Here is a 21,836-nt window from a genome sequence, read left to right on the forward strand (position 1 = left end):
ATGGCACTGAAATGGACCGACAGCCGCGAAATCGGCGAAGCCTTGTATGACGCTTACCCGGATCTCGACCCGAAAACCGTTCGCTTCACCGATATGCATCAGTGGATTTGCGACCTGGAAGAGTTCGATGACGACCCAAACGCATCCAATGAAAAAATTCTGGAGGCGATTCTGCTAGTCTGGTTAGACGAAGCCGAATAATTTTCGCCTCAAGCGGAAAAATTTTAACGGGCTGCCATAGGGTGGCCCGTTTGCTAATAAGGATAAAGATAATGACCGAAGCCATGAAGATTACGCTTTCTACTCTGCCTGCCGATGCGCGCTGGGGAGAAAAAGCGACCTGGAGTATCAATAACGACGGTATCGCCTTACATCTCAACGGTAAAGACGACCTGGGGTTAATCCAGCGCGCGGCGCGCAAAATTGACGGCATGGGGATCAAGCACGTCGCCCTGAGCGGCGAAGGCTGGAACACCGATCGCGCCTGGGCTTTTTGGGCCGGCTATAAAGGGCCGAAAGGTCAGCGCCAGGTCGAATGGCCAACCCTGGACGACGCGCAGCGCAGCGAGCTGGATAACCGCCTGACGATCATCGATTGGGTTCGCGACACCATCAACGCGCCGGCAGAAGAGCTGGGGCCAGAACAGCTGGCGCAGCGCGCCGTCGATCTGCTGTGCGGCGTGGCGGGCGAAAAGGTCAGCTATCGCATCACCAAAGGCGAAGATCTGCGTGAGCAGAACTATCTTGGCCTGCATACCGTTGGCCGCGGCTCCGAGCGCCCGCCGGTCCTGCTGGCGCTGGACTACAACCCGACCGGCGATAAAGACGCGCCGGTATACGCCTGTCTGGTCGGCAAAGGCATCACCTTCGACTCCGGCGGCTACAGCATCAAGCAAAGCGCCTTTATGGATTCGATGAAATCCGACATGGGCGGTGCGGCCACCGTGACGGGCGCGCTGGCTTTCGCCATTACCCGCGGTCTGAACAAACGTGTGAAGCTGTTCCTGTGCTGCGCGGATAACCTGATTAGCGGCAACGCTTTCAAGCTTGGCGATATCATTCATTACCGCAACGGTAAAACCGTTGAAATCATGAACACCGACGCCGAAGGTCGCCTGGTGCTGGCGGATGGCCTGATCGACGCCTCGGCGCAGAAGCCGCAGCTGATCATCGATGCCGCCACCCTGACCGGTGCGGCGAAAACGGCGTTGGGTAACGACTACCACGCGCTGTTTAGCTTTGACGACGCGCTGGCGAATCGTCTGCTGGCGAGCGCGCAGGCGGAAAATGAAGCCTTCTGGCGTCTGCCGCTGGCCGAATTCCACCGCAACCAGCTGCCGTCTAACTTCGCTGAACTGAACAACACCGGTAGCGCGGCGTATCCGGCCGGCGCCAGCACCGCGGCGGGCTTCCTGTCCCACTTCGTGGAAAACTACCACCAGGGCTGGCTGCATATCGACTGCTCTGCGACTTACCGTAAAGCTGCGGTTGAACAGTGGTCGGCGGGTGCGACTGGCCTTGGCGTGCGCACTATCGCTAATCTGCTGACGGCTGAGTAATGGCCTTGCCGGGTGGCGCTACGCTTACCCGGCCAGGAAAACCGTAAGCCCGCGCGGACGGGCGATTTTTGAAGTAGCGAATCTATGTCTGATACTAAAAATGAATTAGAAACTCTGCTGGAGAAGGCGGCGACCGAGCCTGCCCATCGTCCGGCATTTTTCACCGCGCTGCTTGAGGCCACCGTGTGGGTGCCGGGCAGCGCGGCTGACGGCGAGCAGATTGTCGAAGATAGCGCCCTCGATCTACAGCATTGGGAAAAAGAAGACGGCACGTCGGTTATTCCGTTCTTTACCTCGCTGGAGGCGCTGCAGCAGGCGGTAGAAGACGAACAGGCTTTCGTGATGATGCCCGCCCGCACGCTGATGGCGATGACGCTGGGCGAATCGCTGTTCCTCAACCCGAAGCTGCCGAGCGGCAAAGAATTCACCCCGCGGGAAATCAGCCATCTGCTGGGTGAAGAGGGCAGTCCGCTCAGTACCCAGACGGTACTGGAAGGCGGTGAAGCGCTGCTGCTGTCTGAAGTCGCCGAACCGCCGGCGCAGATGGTGGATTCGTTGACCACGCTGTTCAAAACGCTGAAGACCGTCAAGCGGGCGTTTCTGTGCTCGATTAAAGAGAGCGCCGACGCGCCGGCTAACTTGTTGATCGGGATTGAAGCGGAAGGAGATATTGAATCCATTATCCAAACCACCGGCAGCGTGGCCACCGATACCTTGCCAGGCGATGAACCTATCGATATTTGCCAGGTGGTAGAAGGCGAGAAGGGCATCAGCCACTTTATGATTGCCCATATTACGCCGTTCTATGAAAAACGTTGGGGCAGCTTCCTGCGCGATTTCAAACAGAACCGGATTATTTAAAGCCTGCCGGGTAGGGCGCAGCCACTACCCGGATATTTTACCTTTACTGCGCCGGCTCGATCGGCAAATCCGTTCTCGCTCCCCATTCACTCCACGAGCCATCGTACAGGCACACGCCGTTGACGCCGAGGGTGGTCAACGCCAGTACCACTACTGCCGCCGTTACCCCGGAACCGCAGCTGGCGATAATCGGTCGGGCAAAATCAACGCCCTGACGCTTAAAGATATCGTTCATCTCATCAACGGTTTTCAGTTCGCCATTAATCACCAGCTCGGTCCACGGGACGTTAAGCGCGCCGGGGATATGCCCGCGGCGTAAGCCTGGACGCGGTTCATCCGCCAGCCCGTTAAAACGCGCCGCCGGACGGGCATCAACGATCTGCGCCGATCCTTCGTGGCTGACCAGCAGTACATCGGTTAAGCGTTTGATCACCTCCGGATCGAAGTTCACCTCAAATTCGCCTTCCGGCAGGTCGGGTTCGCCTTTCTCCAGCGGCAATTCATCACGGCGCCAGCCTTCGAGGCCGCCGGCGACAATTGACACTTTTTCGACGCCGAAGGTACGTAGCATCCACCAGGCGCGCGGCGCTGAGAACAGATTGCCTTCATCATAAACCACCAGGTGCTTATCGCTGTTGACGCCAAGCTCGCGCATCGCCACGGCGAAGGTTTCCGCACGCGGCATCATATGCGGCAGCGGGCTGGTGTGGTCAGACAGCGCTTCGATATCAAAAAAAACCGCGCCGGGGATATGCCCGTCGCGGTATTCCGCCGCCATATCGCGCAGCGCTTCCTGACCCGCCGGCGCCATCCGCGCATCAAGAATTTGAATCTGCGGGTCATCAATATGTTCCGCCAGCCAGTCGGCCGCAACAAAGAATGAGGTGGACATGAGTGCCTCCGTTTTATTATCGATCAATGAATTGTCGGCGTTTTATAAAGGGCTGACAAGTTAAGGTCGCGGGAGTGGGGAGGTGGTCACGTAGTTTCCCGATTCATCGGTGGTTTCTATGCTGGTAGCTGTTGAGAATCGCCGCGATGACGCATAATAGAACGTTATTGATTGCATCAGGCTCTGGGCCGAGGGGTTAGAAGGATGAAACCATTTCGTTTAGCGGCGCTATCGTTAGCGCTCCTTACCGCGATCTCATTAAGCGGCTGCGATAACAGCGGTGAACCACAGGCCGTATCGGCGGCCGATAAAGGCGCCGCCGATAGCGCGAAAAAGCCGGATAGCGCGCAGCTGGCGACGTTAAAAGAAAAAAGCCAGGGCAAGGCTTTGACGTTGCTCGACGCTTCTGAAGTGCAGCTAGATGGCGCAGCGACGCTGGTGCTGACCTTCTCCATTCCGCTCAAACCGGATCAGGATTTCTCCCACAGCGTGCATCTGGTCGATAAGAAAAGCGGCAAGGTTGACGGCGCGTGGGAGCTGGCGCCGAATCTCAAAGAGCTGCGTCTGCGCCACCTCGAGCCAAAGCGTGAATTGATCGTCACCGTTGACCCAACGCTCATTGCCCTCAATGACGCCACCCTCGGCAGCCCTTTTGAAAAAAACATCGCTACTCGCGATATCGCGCCGAGCGTCGGTTTCGCCAGCCGCGGTTCGCTGCTGCCGGGGAAAGTGGTCGCCGGGCTGCCAGTGATGGCGCTGAACGTCGACAATGTCGATGTTAATTTTTTCCGTATCAAGCCGGAATCACTCTCGGCCTTCGTCAGTCAGTGGGAATACCGTAACTCGTTAAGCAATTGGGAATCTGACGAACTGTTGAAGATGGCCGATCTGGTTTACAGCGGGCGCTTCGATCTCAACCCGGCGCGTAATACCCGTGAAAAGCTGCTGCTGCCGCTTAACGACATCAAGCCGCTTCAGCAGCCGGGCGTCTATGTGGCGGTGATGAATCCGGCCGGTCATTACAGCTACAGTAATGCGGCAACGCTGTTCACCCTCAGCGATATCGGCGTCTCGGCGCATCGCTACCACAACCGGCTCGATGTCTTCACCCAGAGCCTCGAAAATGGCGCCGCGCAGTCGGATATTGAAGTACAACTGCTAAACGCCAAAGGGCAGACGCTGGCGCAGGCGAAAAGCGATAGCCAGGGCCATGTTACTCTGCAAACCGATAAAGAAGCGGCGCTGCTGCTGGCGCGTAAAGACGGGCAGACGACGCTGCTTGACCTTAAACTGCCGGCGCTGGATCTGGCGGAATTCTCCATCGCTGGCGCCCCTGGCTTCAGTAAACAGTTCTTTATGTTTGGCCCGCGCGATCTCTATCGCCCGGGGGAAACGGTTATCCTTAACGCGCTGTTGCGCGACGGCGATGGTAAACCGCTGGCGGAGCAGCCGGTGAAGCTGGAAGTGGTGCAGCCGGATGGCCAGGTGATTCGCTCAGTGATGAGCAAACCGGTCAATGGCCTGTATCAGTTTACTTATCCGCTCGACAGCGGCGCGGCCACCGGCATGTGGCGTATTCGCGCCAGCACCGGCGATAATCAACCCCGCGAGTGGGATTTCCACGTCGAAGACTTTATGCCCGAACGCATGGCGCTGAATCTGACGCCGCAGGCCGCACCTATCGCCCCGGATGCCGACGTCGCCTTTAGCGTCAGCGGCGCTTATCTCTACGGCGCGCCGGCCAGCGGCAATCAGCTGCAGGGCAAACTGTTCCTGCGTCCGCTACGCGATGCCGTCGCCGCGCTGCCGGGCTTCCAGTTCGGCGATATCGCGGAAGAAAACCTCTCCCGTAGCCTCGATGAAGTCCAACTGACGCTGGATGAAAAAGGCCATGGCGAAGTGACCACCGCGAGCCAGTGGCAGGATAGCCATTCGCCGCTGCAGGTCGTGTTGCAGGCTAGCCTGCTGGAATCCGGCGGCCGTCCCGTGACCCGTACCGTACAGCAGCCGATCTGGCCTGCCGAGGCGCTGCCGGGGATCCGTCCGCAATTTACGCTGAAGGACGTTTACGACTACCGCACCGATACCACGGTGAAACAGCCGGTGGTTGATGAAAACAGTAACGCCGCGTTTGACATCGTCTATGCCGATGCCAAAGGCGAGAAAAAAGCGGTCTCCGGTCTGCAGGTGCGGCTGATCCGCGAGCGGCGCGACTACTACTGGAACTGGTCCGATAGCGAAGGCTGGCAGTCGCAGTTCGATCAAAAAGATCTGCAGGAGGGCGAGGAGTCGCTGGATTTGCAGGCCGGGCAGATAGGTAAAGTGAGTTTCCCGGTAGAGTGGGGCTCGTATCGTCTGGAGGTGAAAGGGCCGGATGACGTTGTCAGCAGCGTGCGCTTCTGGGCGGGCTATAGCTGGCAGGATAACAGCGAAGGCGCCGGCGCGGCGCGTCCTGATCGCGTAACGATGAAGCTCGACAAACCTGGCTATAAACCGGGCGACACCATCAAGCTGCATATTGCCGCCCCGGCGGCGGGTAAAGGCTACGCGATGGTCGAATCCAGCGAAGGGCCGCTGTGGTGGCAGGAAATTGACGTCCCGGCGGAGGGCATGGATCTGTCTATTCCGGTCGATAAAGCCTGGAATCGCCACGATCTCTACCTCAGCACGTTGGTGGTTCGCCCCGGCGATAAATCGCGATCGGCGACGCCGAAACGCGCGGTCGGCCTGCTGCATCTGCCGCTGGGCGATGAAAACCGCCGTCTGTCTCTGGCGCTGGAAGCGCCGGAGAAAATGCGCCCGAATCAGCCGTTGACGGTGAAAGTGAAGGCCAGCGTTAAAGAGGGCGAGGTGCCGAAACAGGTTAACGTTCTGCTCTCGGCGGTGGATAGCGGGGTGCTGAATATTACCGATTACGCCACGCCGGATCCATGGAATGCTTTCTTCGGCCAGAAACGTTACGGCGCGGATATTTATGACATCTACGGCCAGGTGATCGAAGGGCAGGGGCGTTTAGCCAACCTGCGCTTCGGCGGCGATGGCGACGAGTTAAAACGCGGCGGCAAACCGCCGGTTAATCACGTGACGATCGTCGCTCAGCAGGCGCAGCCGGTAGTGTTGGACGATCGGGGTGAAGGCTCGGTGACATTACCCATCGGCGATTTTAACGGCGAGCTGCGGGTGATGGCGCAGGCGTGGACGGCAGACGACTTCGGCAGCAGCGAAGATAAAGTGGTGGTAGCCGCCCCGGTTATCGCGGAACTAAATACCCCACGTTTCCTCGCCAGCGGCGACGCCACGCGTCTGGCGCTGGATCTCAGCAATCTGACCGACAAACCGCAAACCCTGCAGGTACATCTTACCGCCAGCGGGTTGGTCACGTTGACCGAGGGCCAACTGCCGCCGGTACAATTGGCGCCGGGCGCCCGCAGCACGCTGTTTATACCGGTGACCGCGTTAGCGGGATTCGGCGATGGTCAGGTCAATGCCACCATCAGCGGCCTGAATCTGCCGGGCGAAACCTTCGCGCCGCTGCAAAAGCAGTGGAAAATCGGCGTGCGTCCGGCATTCCCGGCCCAGACCGTCAATAGCGGCGCGGTGCTACAACCTGGTGAAAGCTGGCAGGCGCCGGCGGCGCAGAGTCAGGGGTTCGCCCCGCAAACGCTGCAGGGCCAACTGCTGCTCAGCGGTAAACCGCCATTGAATCTCGCCCGCTATATCCGCGAGCTGAAAGCCTATCCTTACGGCTGCCTTGAGCAAACCGCCAGCGGCCTGTTCCCTTCTCTGTACACCAGCGCGGCGCAGCTAAAAGCGCTGGGGATCAGCGGCGATAGCGATGAGAAACGCCGCGCGGCGGTCGATGTTGGTATCTCGCGCCTGCTGCAGATGCAGCTGGAAAATGGCGGCTTTGCGCTATGGGATAAAGCCGGCCCGGAAGAGTACTGGTTGACCGCCTACGCCATGGACTTCCTCGTCCGCGCGGGTGAGCAGGGCTATAGCGTGCCGGTCAACGCGATTAATAAGGGCAACGAGCGCCTGCTGCGCTATCTACAGGAACCGGGTTTGATGACCGTGCGCTACAGCGACGATGCCCAGGCCAGCCGTTTTGCCGCTCAGGCATATGCCGCGCTGGTGCTGGCGCGCCAGCAAAAAGCGCCGCTCGGCGCCTTGCGTGAAATCTGGAGCCGTCACGAAGAGGCGCGTTCTGGATTGCCGCTGCTGCAACTCGGTATTGCGCTGAAAACCATGGGGGATGCGCCGCGCGGCGCAGAGGCCATGAAGCTGGCGGTTACCACGCCGCGCCAGGATGAGAATCGCTGGCTGGGCGATTACGGCAGCCAACTTCGCGATGATGCGCTGAAGCTGGCGCTGCTGGAAGAGAATAAGCTGCTGCCAGAGGTGCAAAACCAGCTGTTGAGCAGCTTGTCGGAAGAGGCTTTCGGTCAGCGCTGGCTGTCGACGCAGGAAACCAACGCGCTGTTCCTTGCCGGGCGTACGCTTGCCGACCTGCCGGGCAACTGGCAGGCGCAAACGTCGCTGCAGGCGCAGCCGCTTGCCAGCGACAAAGCGCAAACCCGCAATCTCGACGGCGATCGGCTGGCGGCGCTGCAGGTGACGAATACCGGCAATCAGCCGCTGTGGCTGCGCCTCGATAGCAGCGGTTATCCGCAAAGCGCGCCACAGCCGGGAGGCAACGTGTTGGGAATTGAACGCGCTATTTTCGATACCCACGGCCAGCAGAAATCGCTGACTTCGCTGCGCAGCGGCGAACTGGTGCTGGTCAAGCTGGAGGTGACCGCCAAACGTAACGTTCCTGACGCGCTGGTGGTCGATCTCCTGCCGGCGGGACTTGAGCTGGAAAACCAGAACCTGGCCAATAGCAGCGCCAGCCTGCAGGAGAATGGCGAAGCGGTACAAAACCTGCTTAACCAGATGCAGCAGGCGGATATTCAGCATATCGAGTTCCGCGATGACCGCTTTGTCGCCGCAGTCGCCATCAATGAAGGTCAGCCGGTGACGCTGGTCTATCTTGCGCGGGCGGTGACGCCGGGTACCTATCAGGTACCGCAGCCGCAGGTGGAGTCGATGTATGTACCGCAGTGGCGGGCAACAGGGGCGGCCAGCGGCCCGCTTACCGTTACGCCGTAAATGCGTGCATTACCTCGCATAAAACGCCGCTGGCGCTGGCTGGCGGCGTTTATTTTTCTGCTGTGGTTAGCGGTGCTGCTGGCCGATCGTCTGTGGCCGCTACCGCTGCATGAAGTCACCCCCGCCCGCGTGGTGGTGGCGGAAGACGGCACGCCGCTCTGGCGCTTTGCCGATGCGCAGGGCGTCTGGCGTTATCCGGTCACCATCGCCGACGTTTCGCCGCGCTATCTGCAGGCGCTCATTCAGTATGAAGACCGCTGGTTCTGGAAACATCCCGGGGTCAATCCCTTCGCGGTACTGCGCGCCGCCTGGCAGGATCTCACTTCCGGGCGGGTGATTTCTGGCGGCAGCACGCTCACCATGCAGGTCGCGCGTCTGCTCGACCCTCATCCGCGCACCTTCGGTGGCAAGCTACGCCAGCTATGGCGGGCGCTGCAGCTGGAGTGGCATCTGTCAAAAAGCGAAATTCTTACCCTGTATCTGAACCGCGCGCCGTTTGGCGGCACCCTGCAGGGGATCGGCGCGGCCAGCTGGGCTTATCTTGGTAAACCGCCCGCTCAGCTTAGCTACGGCGAGGCGGCGCTACTGGCCGTGCTGCCGCAGGCGCCGAGCCGTTTACGCCCGGACCGCTGGCCGCAGCGGGCGCAGGCGGCTCGCGATAAGGTGCTGGAGAGAATGCTCAGCCAGGGCGTCTGGCCGCAGCGAGCGGTACAGGAAGCGATGGAAGAGCCGGTGTGGCTTTTCCCGCGGCAGATGCCGCAGCTGGCGCCGCTGTTTGCGCGCCGGGCGCTGGCGACAAGCGGTGATGAAAAGGTGACGACAACGCTCGATGCCGGGCTTCAGCGGCAGCTTGAAGATTTGGCGATGAACTGGAAATCACGTCTGCCGCCGCGCAGCTCACTGGCGATTGTCGTCGTCGATCACACCGATATGAAAGTCCGCGGCTGGGTGGGATCGGCGGATATCCGCGATGATAGCCGCTTCGGCCACATTGATATGGTCTCGGCGGTGCGCTCGCCGGGGTCGGTGCTGAAACCCTTTATCTACGCGATGGCGATGGATGACGGGCTGATTCACCCGGCATCGCTATTACAGGATGTGCCACGGCGCTTTAGCGATTATCGTCCAGGTAATTTCGACAGCGGGTTTCATGGCCCGGTGAGCGCCAGCGATGCTCTGGTGCGTTCGTTGAATCTCCCGGCGGTGCAGGTGCTCGAAGCCTATGGACCAAAACGCTTTGCGGCTAATTTACGCAATGCCGGGCTCCCTCTGATGCTACCCGCCGGCGCCGAACCGAATCTGTCGCTGATCCTCGGCGGCGCCGGAGCGAGGCTGGAAGATATTGTCGCGGCATATGGCGCCTTCGCCCGTCATGGCAAGGCGGCGCGGCTGCGCATGAAGCCCGACGACCCGCTGGTGGAAAGGGCGCTAATGTCGCCAGGCGCGGCGTGGATCACCCGGCGGATATTGGCAGGCGAAGCCCAGCCATTACCCGATGCGTCGCTGCCGCAGGCGGTGCCGCTGGCGTGGAAAACCGGTACCAGCTACGGTTATCGCGATGCGTGGGCGGTAGGCCTCAACGCGCGTTATTTGATTGGCATCTGGACCGGACGGCCAGACGGTACACCGGTGGTGGGGCAGTTTGGTTTTGCCAGCGCCGTGCCGCTGTTAAACCAGGTCAATAATATGCTGCTGGCGCGTCCGTTAATGAGCCGCGGCGGGCTGCCGGTCGACCCGCGTCCGCAGTCTGTGAGTCGCGGCACTGTCTGCTGGCCCGGCGGGCAGGATCTGCCGGTTGGCGATAGCAACTGCCGCCGGCGCTTAGCCAGCTGGCTTCTGGACGCCAGCCAGCCGCCGACGCTGCTGCTACCGGGTCAGGAGGGCGTGCGCGGTATCCGCTTCCCGGTCTGGCGTAACGCAGCAGGAGAAAGGGTCGCCGCGGATTGTCCGGGCGCGACAGAAACTTCTGTTGATGTCTGGCCGCTGCCGCTGGAACCCTGGCTGCCGGTTAGCGAGCGCCGCCGGGCGCGGCTGGGTACGGCATCGAAGGCGTGTCCGCCGCTGCAGACTCAGGATGCCGCGCCGCTGGTGCTTTCCGGCATCCGCGAAGGCGCAGTGATAAAACGACTGCCGGGCGAGGCGCGGGTGATGTTACCCGTGCAAACGAGCGGTGGGGAAGGGCGACGCTGGTGGTTTATTAACGGCGAGCCATTAGAGGCAACAGGCGCAACAACGACAATTACGCTTGATAAGCCCGGCGAGTGGCAACTGGTGGTAATGGATGAGGCAGGGCAAACGGCGGCCGCCAATTTCACCCTACAATAAACAGGGTAAATCTGTTGTTGGCGGTTTGTGTTGCTAATACTCATCTTATTTTAACAAAATGTTACCTTCGTCCGTAGGCATCGCCGACGTTGCTCATTATAATGCGCGCCAGGCCATACGATCGTATGTGCAACAACAGAACATTTAATTAGAGGTAATCATGGCTATTGAACGTACTTTTTCCATCATCAAACCAAACGCGGTGGCAAAAAACGTTATTGGCAGCATCTTTTCTCGCTTTGAAGCTGCAGGGTTCAAAATCGTCGGCACCAAAATGCTGCATCTGACCGTTGAGCAGGCTCGCGGTTTCTATGCTGAGCACGAAGGTCGTCCGTTCTTCGACGGTCTGGTTGAGTTCATGACCTCCGGCCCGATCGTGGTTTCCGTACTGGAAGGCGAAAACGCGGTTCAGCGTCACCGTGACCTGCTGGGCGCCACCAACCCGGACAACGCCCTGGCCGGTACCCTGCGCGCTGACTACGCTGACAGCTTCACCGAGAACGGCACCCACGGTTCCGACTCTGTAGAATCCGCTGCTCGCGAAATCGCGTTCTTCTTTGCTGAAGGCGAGGTTTGCCCGCGCACTCGCTAATCCTCGTCGTCTTTTCGACCGTCGCGGCGTTGGCTGCGCGCGTTCACCCCGGTCACATAGTTATCTATGCTCCCGGGGATTCACTAGCTTGCCGCCTTGCGACAATCGAAAAGCCTTAGAGGATTAAGTACGCAGCAACAGATTTTTTCATCATTGACTGCGTGTAGGCATGGCTTCTATGCGCCAGAATTTGTAGAATATAGCGCCCCCGGACGAGCAGTCGCTCTCCGGGGCGTTTCTTTTTCAACCCACCTGGGGCCATAACGTGTAATAACGAGGCCGGAAAAATTATGTCTGAACAAATTGTCACACCTGATACCGCCGCTCTGACGGTGCCGAATAAAGATGCCAAAATCAACCTGCTGGATTTAAACCGTCAGCAGATGCGCGAGTTTTTCAAAAACATGGGCGAGAAGCCTTTCCGCGCCGATCAGGTGATGAAATGGATGTATCACTACTGCTGCGATGACTTTGATGAAATGACCGACATCAACAAAGTCCTGCGCGGCAAACTGAAGGAAGTCGCCGAGATCCGCGCGCCGGAAGTCGTTGAAGAGCAGCGCTCCAGCGACGGCACCATTAAGTGGGCGATTGCCGTTGGCGATCAGCGCGTTGAAACGGTATACATCCCGGAAGAAGACCGCGCCACGCTGTGCGTCTCTTCACAGGTTGGCTGTGCGCTGGAATGTAAATTCTGCTCCACCGCTCAGCAAGGCTTCAACCGTAACCTGCGCGTTTCCGAAATTATCGGCCAGGTCTGGCGCGCGGCGAAAATCGTCGGCGCGGTGAAGACTACCGGCGTGCGTCCAATTACCAACGTGGTAATGATGGGCATGGGCGAGCCGCTGCTGAACCTCAACAACGTCGTTCCGGCGATGGAAATCATGCTGGATGACTTCGGTTTTGGTCTCTCCAAACGCCGCGTGACCTTGTCTACCTCCGGCGTGGTGCCGGCGCTGGATAAACTCGGCGACATGATCGACGTTGCGCTGGCGATTTCTCTGCACGCGCCGAACGACACCATCCGCGACGAAATTGTACCGATTAACAAAAAGTACAATATTGAGACCTTCCTGAACTCGGTGCGCGGCTATATTTCGAAGTCCAACGCCAACCAGGGTCGTGTGACTATCGAGTACGTCATGCTGGATCACGTCAACGACGGTACCGAGCACGCCCATGAACTGGCGGCGCTGCTGAAAGATACGCCGTGCAAGATCAACCTGATCCCATGGAACCCGTTCCCGGGCGCGCCGTATGGCCGTAGTTCTAACAGCCGTATCGATCGTTTCTCCAAAGTGCTGATGGAATATGGTTTCACCACCATCGTGCGTAAAACCCGCGGCGACGATATCGATGCTGCCTGCGGCCAGCTGGCGGGCGACGTAATCGACCGTACCAAACGTACGCTGCGTAAGCGTATGCAGGGCGAAGCGATCGACGTGAAAGCCGTCTGATAAGTTATGCAGCGCACAGCTTTCGCTGCGCGCTGCATAAATATGTCGAATTGCCAGGCGAAATACGCTGATTCGGTTAATAATTACGGTGCGTTTTTGTCGACTTTGAGGCAGTATGTAGCGGTACAACAACCGCTTAGCATTCAATATTGATAAGTCTCTGTGATAGTCGCCCGGACAGCCTTATACTGTCGGTTGACGTTGAGCAGTGTCTCGCGGCGCAGGCTCTTTCCCGCGCTGAACTTTAAATTTCACGTACCAGTAGTTGTAGCGAATGAATACTGAAGCCACTCAAGACCATCAAGAAGCAAACTCTACGGGCGCGCGCCTGCGTAACGCCCGCGAACAACTCGGACTCAGCCAGCAAGCGGTGGCTGAACGCTTATGCCTGAAGGTTTCCACGGTTCGTGATATTGAAGAAGATAAGGCGCCAGCCGATCTCGCTTCGACCTTCCTGCGTGGCTATATCCGTTCCTACGCTCGCCTCGTACATATTCCGGAAGAAGAACTGCTGCCGATGATGGCGAAGCAAGCGCCGATTCGCGCCGCCAAAGTGGCGCCGATGCAGAGCTTCTCGCTGGGTAAACGTCGCAAAAAACGCGACGGTTGGCTGATGAGCTTTACCTGGCTGATTTTGTTTGTGGTTATCGGCCTGAGCGGTGCATGGTGGTGGCAAGACCACAAAGCGCAGCAGGAAGAGATCACCAGCATGGCCGATCAATCCACCAGCGATCTGAACAGTAGCGATAGCGGCAGCCAGTCAATTCCGCTGGATACCAGCTCGGCGAATAACGCGCCGGATACGACGGCAGCCAATGCCAATAGCGCGCCTGTCGATACCTCCACCGCACCTGCGCCAAGCGCGCCAGCGGCTACCCCCGCGCCGGTGGATAACAACGCCGTGGTCGCTCCTTCGCAGGCTAACGTCGATACCGCCGCCGCCGCGCCGGCTGCGCCAGCCCCGACCTCCGCATTGCCGACCGATCAGGCGAATGCCGCGACGACGGTTTCCGCTCAGGATCTGGTGATGAACTTTAGCGCCGATTGCTGGCTGGAAGTGAGCGATGCGACCGGTAAGAAACTGTTCAGCGGCCTGCAGCGTAAAGGCGGGAACCTGAACCTGAGCGGTCAGGCGCCGTATAAGCTGAAAATCGGCGCCCCGGCTGCGGTACAAATCCAGTATCTGGGCAAACCAGTCGATTTGAGTCGTTTTATCAGAACTAACCAGGTTGCGCGTCTGACCCTTAATGCCGAACAATCACCGGCGCAGTAACAGACGGGTAACGCGGGAGATTTTTCATGCATAACCAGGCTCCAATTCAACGTAGAAAGTCCAAACGCATTTACGTTGGTAATGTGCCGATTGGCGATGGGAGCCCCATCGCCGTACAGTCGATGACCAATACTCGCACCACCGATGTGGCCGCGACGGTAAATCAAATCAAAGCGCTGGAGCGCGTAGGCGCGGACATCGTCCGCGTTTCCGTCCCGACGATGGACGCAGCGGAAGCTTTCAAGCTCATCAAACAGCAGGTCAACGTCCCGCTGGTCGCCGATATCCACTTTGACTACCGTATCGCGCTGAAAGTCGCGGAATATGGCGTTGATTGCCTGCGCATCAACCCTGGCAACATTGGTAACGAAGAGCGTATCCGCATGGTTGTGGACTGCGCGCGCGACAAAAACATTCCTATCCGCATCGGCGTCAACGCCGGTTCGCTGGAAAAAGATCTGCAGGAAAAATACGGCGAGCCGACGCCGCAGGCGCTGTTAGAGTCCGCCATGCGTCACGTCGATCATCTCGATCGTTTGAACTTCGATCAGTTCAAAGTTAGCGTAAAAGCCTCAGATGTCTTCCTCGCTGTTGAATCCTATCGTCTGTTGGCGAAGCAGATCGATCAACCGCTGCATCTCGGGATCACCGAAGCGGGCGGCGCACGTAGCGGCGCGGTAAAATCCGCGATCGGTTTAGGTCTGCTGCTGTCTGAAGGGATCGGCGATACCCTGCGCGTGTCGCTGGCCGCCGACCCGGTGGAAGAGATCAAAGTTGGCTTCGATATCCTGAAGTCGCTGCGCATCCGTTCTCGCGGTATTAACTTTATCGCTTGCCCGACCTGCTCGCGTCAGGAGTTTGACGTCATCGGTACGGTGAACGCGCTGGAGCAGCGTCTGGAAGATATCATCACTCCGATGGATGTTTCGATCATCGGCTGTGTGGTTAACGGCCCTGGCGAAGCGCTGGTTTCCACTCTCGGCGTCACCGGCGGCAACAAAAAAAGCGGCCTGTATGAAGACGGCGTGCGCAAAGACCGACTGGACAACAACGACATGATCGACCAGCTGGAAGCGCGTATCCGTGCGAAAGCCACCATGTTGGATGAAGCGCGTCGTATTGAAGTTCAGCAGGTTGAAGCAAAATAACGTGTTGGGAAGCAATACGCTTCCCGTGTATGATTGAACCTGCGGGCGCAAGGCGCCGGGGTTCATTTTTATATATAAAGAGAATAAACGTGGCAAAGAACATTCAAGCCATCCGTGGCATGAACGATTATCTGCCGGGCGAAACCGCTCTCTGGCAGCGCATTGAAGGCTCACTGAAGCAGGTGCTCGGTAGCTACGGTTACAGCGAAATTCGTTTGCCGATTGTAGAGCAGACCCCGTTATTCAAACGCGCGATCGGCGAAGTGACCGACGTGGTTGAAAAAGAGATGTATACCTTCGAAGACCGCAATGGCGATAGCCTGACGCTGCGTCCGGAAGGAACGGCGGGCTGCGTACGTGCCGGCATCGAACATGGTCTGCTGTACAATCAAGAACAGCGTCTGTGGTACGTGGGGCCGATGTTCCGCCACGAGCGTCCGCAGAAAGGGCGCTACCGTCAGTTCCATCAGATTGGCGCGGAAGTCTTTGGCCTGCAGGGCCCGGATATCGACGCTGAGCTTATCATGTTGACCGCGCGCTGGTGGCGCGAGCTGGGCATTTCCGATCATGTCAGCCTTGAGCTGAACTCCATCGGTTCGCTGGAGGCGCGTGCCGCCTATCGCGACGCGCTGGTTGCCTATCTGGAACAATTTAAAGATAAGCTTGATGAAGACTGCAAACGCCGCATGTATACCAATCCGCTGCGCGTGCTGGACTCTAAAAATCCGGAAGTGCAGTCGCTGCTGAACGATGCGCCGGCGCTGGGCGATTATCTGGACGACGAGTCCAAAGAACACTTCGCCGGTCTGTGCGCGCTGCTCGACGCCGCTGGAATTCGCTATACCGTCAACCAGCGCCTGGTGCGCGGGCTCGACTATTACAATCGCACCGTATTTGAGTGGGTCACGACCAGCCTCGGTTCGCAGGGTACCGTCTGCGCCGGCGGCCGTTATGACGGTCTGGTAGAGCAGCTTGGCGGACGCGCAACGCCGGGCGTTGGCTTTGCGATGGGCCTGGAACGTCTTGTTTTACTGGTTCAGGCAGTCAATCCGGAATTTAAAGCCGATCCTGTTGTCGATATATACCTGGTAGCCTCCGGTACCGATACTCAGTCCGCAGCAATGCGTCTGGCTGAGCAGGTTCGCGATGCGCTGCCCGGCGTTAAGCTGATGACTAACCACGGCGGCGGTAACTTTAAGAAGCAGTTCGCCCGCGCTGACAAGTGGGGCGCGCGCGTCGCGCTGGTGGTCGGTGAGTCAGAAATTGCTGACGGAAACGTGGTAGTGAAGGATTTACGCTCAGGTGAGCAAACTACCGTAACGCAGGATTGCGTTGCCGCGCATTTGCGCACACTTCTGGGTTAATTTCCCGGAAACTATTAGTCAGGAGAAGGACTGCGTGGAAACTTTCAACAACGAAAACGAGCAGGTCGACGCCCTCAAGCGTTTCTTTGCCGAGAACGGTAAAGCGCTGGCCGTCGGGGTGATTTTAGGGATCGGCGCGCTGGTTGGCTGGCGCTACTGGACTTCCCATCAGCTGGATTCGGCCCGGGATTCCTCTCTGGCCTATGAGAATGCCATTTCCGCACTGAAGTCAGATTCGCCTGAAACCCTGACCGCAGCGGAGAAATTCGCCGCCGACAGCAAAAACACCTATGGCGCGTTCGCATCGCTGGAGCTCGCGCAGCGTCTGGTCGATAAAAACGATCTGCAGGGCGCGGAGAAGCAACTGCAACAAGGGCTGGCGGCCGCCTCTGACGATAACCTGAAATCGGTTATCAATATGCGTCTGGCCCGCGTACAGCTGCAGCTTAAGCAGCCGGATGCGGCGCTGAAAACCCTGGAAGGCATTAAAGGCGAAGGCTGGACCGCTATCGTCGCCGATTTGCGCGGTGAAATTCTGCTGAGCAAAGGCGACAAGCAGGGTGCCCGCGCGGCCTGGGAAGCAGGCGTGAAAAGCGATGCATCGCCAGCGCTCAGCGAAATGATGCGTATGAAAATAAATAATTTGTCCATCTGAGAGGGACTCGATGCAATTGCGTAAATTACTTTTGCCAGGGCTGCTTTCCGTCACCTTACTGAGCGGTTGCTCGCTGTTTAACAGCGAAGAAGATGTGGTGAAAATGTCACCGCTGCCGACGGTGGAAAACCAGTTTACGCCGTCCACGTCCTGGAGCACTTCAGTTGGCGATGGTATCGGTGATTTCTATTCCAACCTGCACCCGGCCTTTGCCGATGGCGTTGTGTATGCGGCTGACCGTAAAGGCACCGTGAAAGCACTGCACGCTGAAGACGGTAAAGAAGTCTGGTCGGTGAACCTGGCGGAAAAAGACGGCTGGTTCTCGCGCGCTCCGGCGCTGCTCTCCGGCGGGCTGACCGTTTCCGGCGGCCACGTTTATGTTGGTACTGAAAAGGCGCAGCTGTTCGCGCTGAATACCAGCGACGGTACCGTCGCGTGGCAGAGCCGTGTGGCGGGTGAAGCGATTTCTCGTCCGGTCGTTAGCGATGGCATGGTACTGGTGCATACCAGCAACGGTCAGCTGCAGGCGCTGAACGAAACCGACGGCGCGGTAAAATGGACCGTGAACCTGGACATGCCTGCGCTCTCCCTGCGCGGTGAGTCCGCTCCGGCCACCGCTTATGGCGCGGCGATTGTCGGCGGTGACAACGGTCGCGTCAGCGCCGTGCTGATGCAGCAGGGGCAGATGATTTGGCAGCAGCGTATTTCTACGGCCACCGGCCCGACTGAAATCGACCGTCTGAACGACGTTGACACCACGCCGGTTATCGTTAATGGCGTTGTTTATACGTTGGCTTATAATGGCAACCTGACCGCGCTGGATCTGCGCAGCGGCCAGATTATCTGGAAACGCGAACTGGGTTCTGTGAACGATTTCATCGTTGACGGCGACCGTATCTATCTGGTCGATCAGAATGACCGTCTGCTGGCGCTGACCACCGATGGCGGCGTAACGCTGTGGACCCAGAGCGATCTGCTGCACCGTCTGCTGACTTCTCCGGCGCTGTATAACGGCAGCCTGGTGGTAGGCGACAGCGAAGGTTACATGCACTGGATTAATCCGGAAGACGGCCACTTTGTGGCGCAGCAGAAAGTCGATAGCTCCGGTTTCCTGACCGACCCGGTTATCGCCGACGGTCGCCTGCTTATCCAGGCCAAAGACGGTACGCTGTATTCGATCACGCGTTAACTCGCGCGGTAGTATCGCTTTAATAAACGGCTCCTGACAGACAGGGGCCGTTTTGACTTTTTAAAAAACCTCGTAAAATGAGGTTGTATTGCAATTTGTATGAGGCATTTAACATGATACCTGTGGTCGCGCTTGTCGGGCGCCCTAACGTTGGAAAATCCACGCTCTTCAACCGCTTAACGCGCACTCGTGACGCGTTGGTCGCGGATTTCCCGGGGCTGACTCGCGACCGTAAGTACGGTCGTGCTGAAGTGGAAGGCCGCGAATTCATCTGTATCGATACCGGCGGTATCGACGGTACGGAAGAAGGCGTGGAAACCCGGATGGCGGAACAGTCTCTGCTGGCGATTGAAGAGGCCGACGTGGTGCTGTTTATGGTTGATGCGCGCGCGGGCCTGATGCCGGCGGATTCCGCGATCGCCAAACATCTGCGTTCTCGCGAAAAACCGACCTTCCTGGTGGCGAACAAAACCGACGGCATCGACGTCGATCAGGCGATGGCCGACTTCTGGTCGCTGGGGCTGGGCGATATTTATCCGATCGCCGCTTCGCATGGTCGCGGTGTTACCAGCCTGCTGGAACACGTGCTGCTACCGTGGGTAGATGAGGTTAATCCGCAGGAAGAAGTGGATGAAGACGCCGCCTACTGGGCGCAGTTTGAAGCCGAGCAAAACGGCGAAGAAGTTGAAGAGCCGGAAGACGACTTCAACCCGCAAGATCTGCCGATTAAGCTGGCGATCGTCGGCCGTCCGAACGTCGGTAAGTCAACGCTGACTAACCGTATTCTCGGCGAAGATCGCGTGGTGGTTTACGATATGCCGGGCACAACCCGCGACAGTATCTACATCCCGATGCAGCGCGATGAACGCGAATATGTGCTGATCGATACCGCCGGCGTGCGTAAGCGCGGCAAAATTACCGACGTCGTGGAGAAATTCTCGGTCATCAAGACGCTGCAGGCGATTGAAGACGCCAACGTGGTGATGCTGGTCATTGATGCCCGTGAAGGCATCTCCGATCAGGACCTGTCGCTGCTGGGCTTTATCCTTAACAGCGGTCGTTCCCTGGTTATCGTGGTCAACAAATGGGATGGCCTGAGCCAGGAAGTGAGAGAGCAGGTGAAAGAAACCCTCGACTTCCGTCTGGGCTTCATCGACTTCGCCCGCGTGCACTTTATCTCCGCTCTGCACGGCAGCGGCGTTGGCAACCTGTTCGAATCGGTGCGCGAAGCTTACGACAGCGCCACCCGTCGCGTGGGTACCGCCATGCTGACCCGCATTATGACCATGGCAGCAGAAGACCATCAGCCGCCGCTGGTACGCGGTCGCCGCGTGAAGCTGAAGTATGCGCACGCCGGCGGTTATAACCCGCCGATCGTGGTGATTCACGGCAACCAGGTGAAAGACCTGCCGGATTCGTATAAGCGTTACCTGATGAACTACTTCCGTAAATCCCTGGATGTCATGGGTACGCCGATCCGTATTCAGTTCAAGGAAGGGGAAAACCCGTTTGCCAATAAACGCAATACCCTGACGCCGAACCAGATGCGTAAGCGTAAGCGCTTGATTAAACATATCAAGAAAAGCAAATAATGCAGAAACCCGCCGCTGGCGGGTTTTTTTATCTACCCTATTCAACGCTTCGCGGGTCAGCAACGCTGACGTATGACGTGATAAACTCATGCTATTCATTATGAGAAGGAGGCACCATGGAACTCAATTGCCCGATTTGCCATGCCCGGTTGGAAACGCAAGGCAACGTCGCGCATTGCGCGCACTGTGAGAAAGAGTTTGCTGTAGAGGCGCGCTGCCCGGACTGCCATCAGCCGCTGGATGTACTGAAGGCCTGCGGCGCGGTGGATTATTTCTGTCAGCACGGCCACGGACTGATTTCGAAAAAACGCGTCGAATTTGTGCTCGGTTAATCGCTAACGCAGCCTTCACCATTTCGCCAGAGTTCAACCAGCGCCTCCGGCGCCCGCTCTTCCGGGACGAGAATGATCAGGCTGTGATAGCGCCGGGCGCTGATTATTTGGATGCGAAAGAAACGCTGGTCGCCGCTACCCGGAGAATCCGGCTGCCCCGGCGGCTTGCCGAGCGGCAACGACTGCTGCAGTATTGCGGCGATGCGCTGTTTTTGCTGTTCGTTAAGCTGCGCCACGACAATCTTACGCATGCCGCTCAGCGTCGGGATCCAGGCGACGCCACCTTCGCGGGCCAGCTCAATAATCGCGTCATCGCTGAGGTCTGCCTCGTTCATGATGTGACTCCAACATCCTCCCAGGCCTTTCGAATCGCCTCGGCGGTCTCTTTACCAAAACGTTTTTCGCCATGATGAATCGTCAGTTTGGCAAAGGCCGGGAAATCGGCGTCTTTTGCCAGCGATTTATCACAAATCGCGTCGTACCAGGCATATCCCGCTTTTTCCCATGCAAAACCACCCAGCGCGATGGCGGCGAGATAGAAAGCATGATTAGGAATGCCGGAGTTAATATGCACGCCGCCGTTATCCTGCTGGGTATGCACAAAATCTTTCATGTGGGCGGGTTGTGGGTCTTTGCCAAGAATAGGGTCATCATAGGCGGTTCCCGGGTGCGACATCGAACGCAGACCTTGGCCGTGAATACCTTTCGCAAGTAGCCCCTCGCCAATTATCCAGTCCGCTTTGTCTGCCGTTTGCTGGCGCTGATATTGTTTGACCAGCGAGCCAAAAACATCGGAAAGCGATTCATTGAGCGCCCCGGATTGTTCGAAATAGATAAGCCCGGCTTCGCTCTCCGTAACGCCATGGCTTAACTCGTGCGCCACCACATCAATAGCAATAGTAAAACGATTAAAGATCTCGCCATCACCGTCGCCAAACACCATTTGTTGCCCGTTCCAGAAGGCATTTTGATATTCGTGACCATAGTGGACGCTGCCGGTCAGCTTCAATCCGCGGTTGTCCAGCGAATCACGATGATAGCTCTTCCAGAAAAAATCATGGGTGATGCCGAGATAATCATAGGCCTCATCGACGGCGACATCGCCGTTGGAAGGCTGTCCTTCAAAACGCACCTGGCTCCCTGGAAGTTCCTGAGTCTGCCTGGCATCGTAAATGTCGCGCTCAAGCTGGCCTGGCATGGCGACATGGGCGGCAGCGGGGCGGCAGCGGGGCGGCCCGGCACATGCGCCATCAGGGTTTGTACATGGCTCAGCGTTTGCTGCGCGCAGCGCTGTTGCTGAGCGGAGCCATGATCGACAATGCGGCGTAAAATGTAGGGTGGAATCACGAAACGAGGACGAGTATCTGGCATATCACGCTCCCTGGCCGGATGAACGGTTTTAAAAGGGCATGACAGCAGTATAGTTATCCCCGCATGAAACGGGAGGAT

At 58.2% G+C, this 21,836-nt stretch carries 16 protein-coding genes and 1 pseudogene; 14 read left to right on the top strand and 3 right to left on the bottom strand.

Annotated elements, in window-relative coordinates; all coding sequences use genetic code 11:
- From iscX to sseB, 3 genes are all read left to right on the top strand, one after another.
- The gene (gene iscX / locus ABLU78_RS04350) at positions 1–201 is read left to right on the top strand and encodes a Fe-S cluster assembly protein IscX (protein ID WP_002913954.1); all 201 of its coding nucleotides are present in this window, start codon (positions 1–3) and stop codon (positions 199–201) included.
- A gap of 71 nt (positions 202–272) precedes the next feature.
- Positions 273–1,559, top strand: a complete 1,287-nt coding sequence (gene pepB, locus ABLU78_RS04355) for an aminopeptidase PepB (RefSeq protein ID WP_015370317.1) — start codon at positions 273–275, stop codon at positions 1,557–1,559.
- 84 nt (positions 1,560–1,643) lie between these two features.
- On the top strand, positions 1,644–2,420 hold the full coding sequence (gene sseB / locus ABLU78_RS04360) for an enhanced serine sensitivity protein SseB (protein ID WP_015370318.1): 777 nt from the start codon (positions 1,644–1,646) through the stop codon (positions 2,418–2,420).
- Positions 2,421–2,463: 43 nt separating this feature from the next.
- Here the strand turns inward: sseB and sseA are convergent, their stop codons facing one another.
- Positions 2,464–3,312, bottom strand: a complete 849-nt coding sequence (gene sseA, locus ABLU78_RS04365; RefSeq protein WP_015370319.1) for a 3-mercaptopyruvate sulfurtransferase — start codon at positions 3,310–3,312, stop codon at positions 2,464–2,466.
- 204 nt (positions 3,313–3,516) lie between these two features.
- Here sseA and ABLU78_RS04370 point away from each other — a divergent pair, with 204 nt between their 5' ends.
- From ABLU78_RS04370 to ABLU78_RS04420, 11 genes are all read left to right on the top strand, one after another.
- The gene (locus tag ABLU78_RS04370; protein WP_142966375.1) at positions 3,517–8,460 is read left to right on the top strand and encodes an alpha-2-macroglobulin; all 4,944 of its coding nucleotides are present in this window, start codon (positions 3,517–3,519) and stop codon (positions 8,458–8,460) included.
- Positions 8,461–10,785, top strand: a complete 2,325-nt coding sequence (pbpC, locus tag ABLU78_RS04375) for a peptidoglycan glycosyltransferase PbpC (protein WP_048229236.1) — start codon at positions 8,461–8,463, stop codon at positions 10,783–10,785.
- Positions 10,786–10,945: 160 nt separating this feature from the next.
- Positions 10,946–11,377 carry a nucleoside-diphosphate kinase gene (ndk, locus tag ABLU78_RS04380; protein ID WP_004866348.1) on the top strand — a complete coding sequence of 144 codons (432 nt, stop codon included), beginning with the start codon at positions 10,946–10,948 and terminating at the stop codon, positions 11,375–11,377.
- A gap of 290 nt (positions 11,378–11,667) precedes the next feature.
- Positions 11,668–12,834, top strand: coding sequence for a bifunctional tRNA (adenosine(37)-C2)-methyltransferase TrmG/ribosomal RNA large subunit methyltransferase RlmN (locus ABLU78_RS04385; RefSeq protein ID WP_015370322.1), 1,167 nt, complete (start codon positions 11,668–11,670; stop codon positions 12,832–12,834).
- A gap of 274 nt (positions 12,835–13,108) precedes the next feature.
- The gene (gene rodZ / locus ABLU78_RS04390; protein WP_047053913.1) at positions 13,109–14,107 is read left to right on the top strand and encodes a cytoskeleton protein RodZ; all 999 of its coding nucleotides are present in this window, start codon (positions 13,109–13,111) and stop codon (positions 14,105–14,107) included.
- Positions 14,108–14,133: 26 nt separating this feature from the next.
- Positions 14,134–15,255: a flavodoxin-dependent (E)-4-hydroxy-3-methylbut-2-enyl-diphosphate synthase gene (gene ispG / locus ABLU78_RS04395; RefSeq protein ID WP_048229234.1), complete on the top strand. Its 1,122-nt coding sequence runs from the start codon at positions 14,134–14,136 to the stop codon at positions 15,253–15,255.
- An 89-nt stretch (positions 15,256–15,344) separates the two neighbouring features.
- The gene (gene hisS, locus ABLU78_RS04400; RefSeq protein ID WP_045386955.1) at positions 15,345–16,619 is read left to right on the top strand and encodes a histidine--tRNA ligase; all 1,275 of its coding nucleotides are present in this window, start codon (positions 15,345–15,347) and stop codon (positions 16,617–16,619) included.
- Positions 16,620–16,653: 34 nt separating this feature from the next.
- Positions 16,654–17,274 (top strand): YfgM family protein, encoded by a 621-nt coding sequence (locus ABLU78_RS04405; RefSeq protein ID WP_020078181.1) that lies wholly within the window; start codon positions 16,654–16,656, stop codon positions 17,272–17,274.
- Positions 17,275–17,284: 10 nt separating this feature from the next.
- A complete protein-coding gene (gene bamB, locus ABLU78_RS04410) occupies positions 17,285–18,463 on the top strand; it encodes an outer membrane protein assembly factor BamB (protein WP_015370327.1) in 1,179 nt (392 codons plus the stop codon).
- Positions 18,464–18,576: 113 nt separating this feature from the next.
- Positions 18,577–20,055, top strand: coding sequence for a ribosome biogenesis GTPase Der (gene der, locus ABLU78_RS04415; RefSeq protein WP_015370328.1), 1,479 nt, complete (start codon positions 18,577–18,579; stop codon positions 20,053–20,055).
- A 116-nt stretch (positions 20,056–20,171) separates the two neighbouring features.
- Positions 20,172–20,387 carry a zinc ribbon domain-containing protein gene (locus ABLU78_RS04420; RefSeq protein WP_048229232.1) on the top strand — a complete coding sequence of 72 codons (216 nt, stop codon included), beginning with the start codon at positions 20,172–20,174 and terminating at the stop codon, positions 20,385–20,387.
- Here ABLU78_RS04420 and ABLU78_RS04425 read toward each other — a convergent pair.
- Positions 20,384–20,722: a protealysin inhibitor emfourin gene (locus ABLU78_RS04425; protein ID WP_048229230.1), complete on the bottom strand. Its 339-nt coding sequence runs from the start codon at positions 20,720–20,722 to the stop codon at positions 20,384–20,386. The two genes, ABLU78_RS04420 and ABLU78_RS04425, sit on opposite strands and share 4 nt — an antisense overlap.
- A pseudogene (locus ABLU78_RS04430) lies at positions 20,719–21,758 on the bottom strand (M4 family metallopeptidase). Before ABLU78_RS04430 ends, ABLU78_RS04425 begins: the two are co-directional and overlap by 4 nt.
- Between the last annotated feature and the right edge of the window lie 78 nt (positions 21,759–21,836).

It is taken from the genome of Klebsiella sp. JN_Kp122 (assembly GCF_040062085.1).
Taxonomy (GTDB): Bacteria; Pseudomonadota; Gammaproteobacteria; order Enterobacterales; family Enterobacteriaceae; genus Klebsiella; species Klebsiella aerogenes.

Excerpts from the sequence above, each read along its gene's own strand:
- ispG (WP_048229234.1), top strand. The coding sequence starts at position 14,134 with ATGCATAACCAGGCTCCAATTCAACGTAGAAAGTCCAAACGCATTTAC.
- sseA (WP_015370319.1), bottom strand. The coding sequence starts at position 3,312 with ATGTCCACCTCATTCTTTGTTGCGGCCGACTGGCTGGCGGAACATATT.
- ABLU78_RS04425 (WP_048229230.1), bottom strand. The coding sequence starts at position 20,722 with ATGAACGAGGCAGACCTCAGCGATGACGCGATTATTGAGCTGGCCCGC.
- der (WP_015370328.1), top strand. The coding sequence starts at position 18,577 with ATGATACCTGTGGTCGCGCTTGTCGGGCGCCCTAACGTTGGAAAATCC.
- pepB (WP_015370317.1), top strand. The coding sequence starts at position 273 with ATGACCGAAGCCATGAAGATTACGCTTTCTACTCTGCCTGCCGATGCG.
- pbpC (WP_048229236.1), top strand. The coding sequence starts at position 8,461 with ATGCGTGCATTACCTCGCATAAAACGCCGCTGGCGCTGGCTGGCGGCG.
- rodZ (WP_047053913.1), top strand. The coding sequence starts at position 13,109 with ATGAATACTGAAGCCACTCAAGACCATCAAGAAGCAAACTCTACGGGC.
- ndk (WP_004866348.1), top strand. The coding sequence starts at position 10,946 with ATGGCTATTGAACGTACTTTTTCCATCATCAAACCAAACGCGGTGGCA.
- ABLU78_RS04385 (WP_015370322.1), top strand. The coding sequence starts at position 11,668 with ATGTCTGAACAAATTGTCACACCTGATACCGCCGCTCTGACGGTGCCG.
- bamB (WP_015370327.1), top strand. The coding sequence starts at position 17,285 with ATGCAATTGCGTAAATTACTTTTGCCAGGGCTGCTTTCCGTCACCTTA.
- ABLU78_RS04370 (WP_142966375.1), top strand. The coding sequence starts at position 3,517 with ATGAAACCATTTCGTTTAGCGGCGCTATCGTTAGCGCTCCTTACCGCG.
- ABLU78_RS04420 (WP_048229232.1), top strand. The coding sequence starts at position 20,172 with ATGGAACTCAATTGCCCGATTTGCCATGCCCGGTTGGAAACGCAAGGC.
- sseB (WP_015370318.1), top strand. The coding sequence starts at position 1,644 with ATGTCTGATACTAAAAATGAATTAGAAACTCTGCTGGAGAAGGCGGCG.
- iscX (WP_002913954.1), top strand. The coding sequence starts at position 1 with ATGGCACTGAAATGGACCGACAGCCGCGAAATCGGCGAAGCCTTGTAT.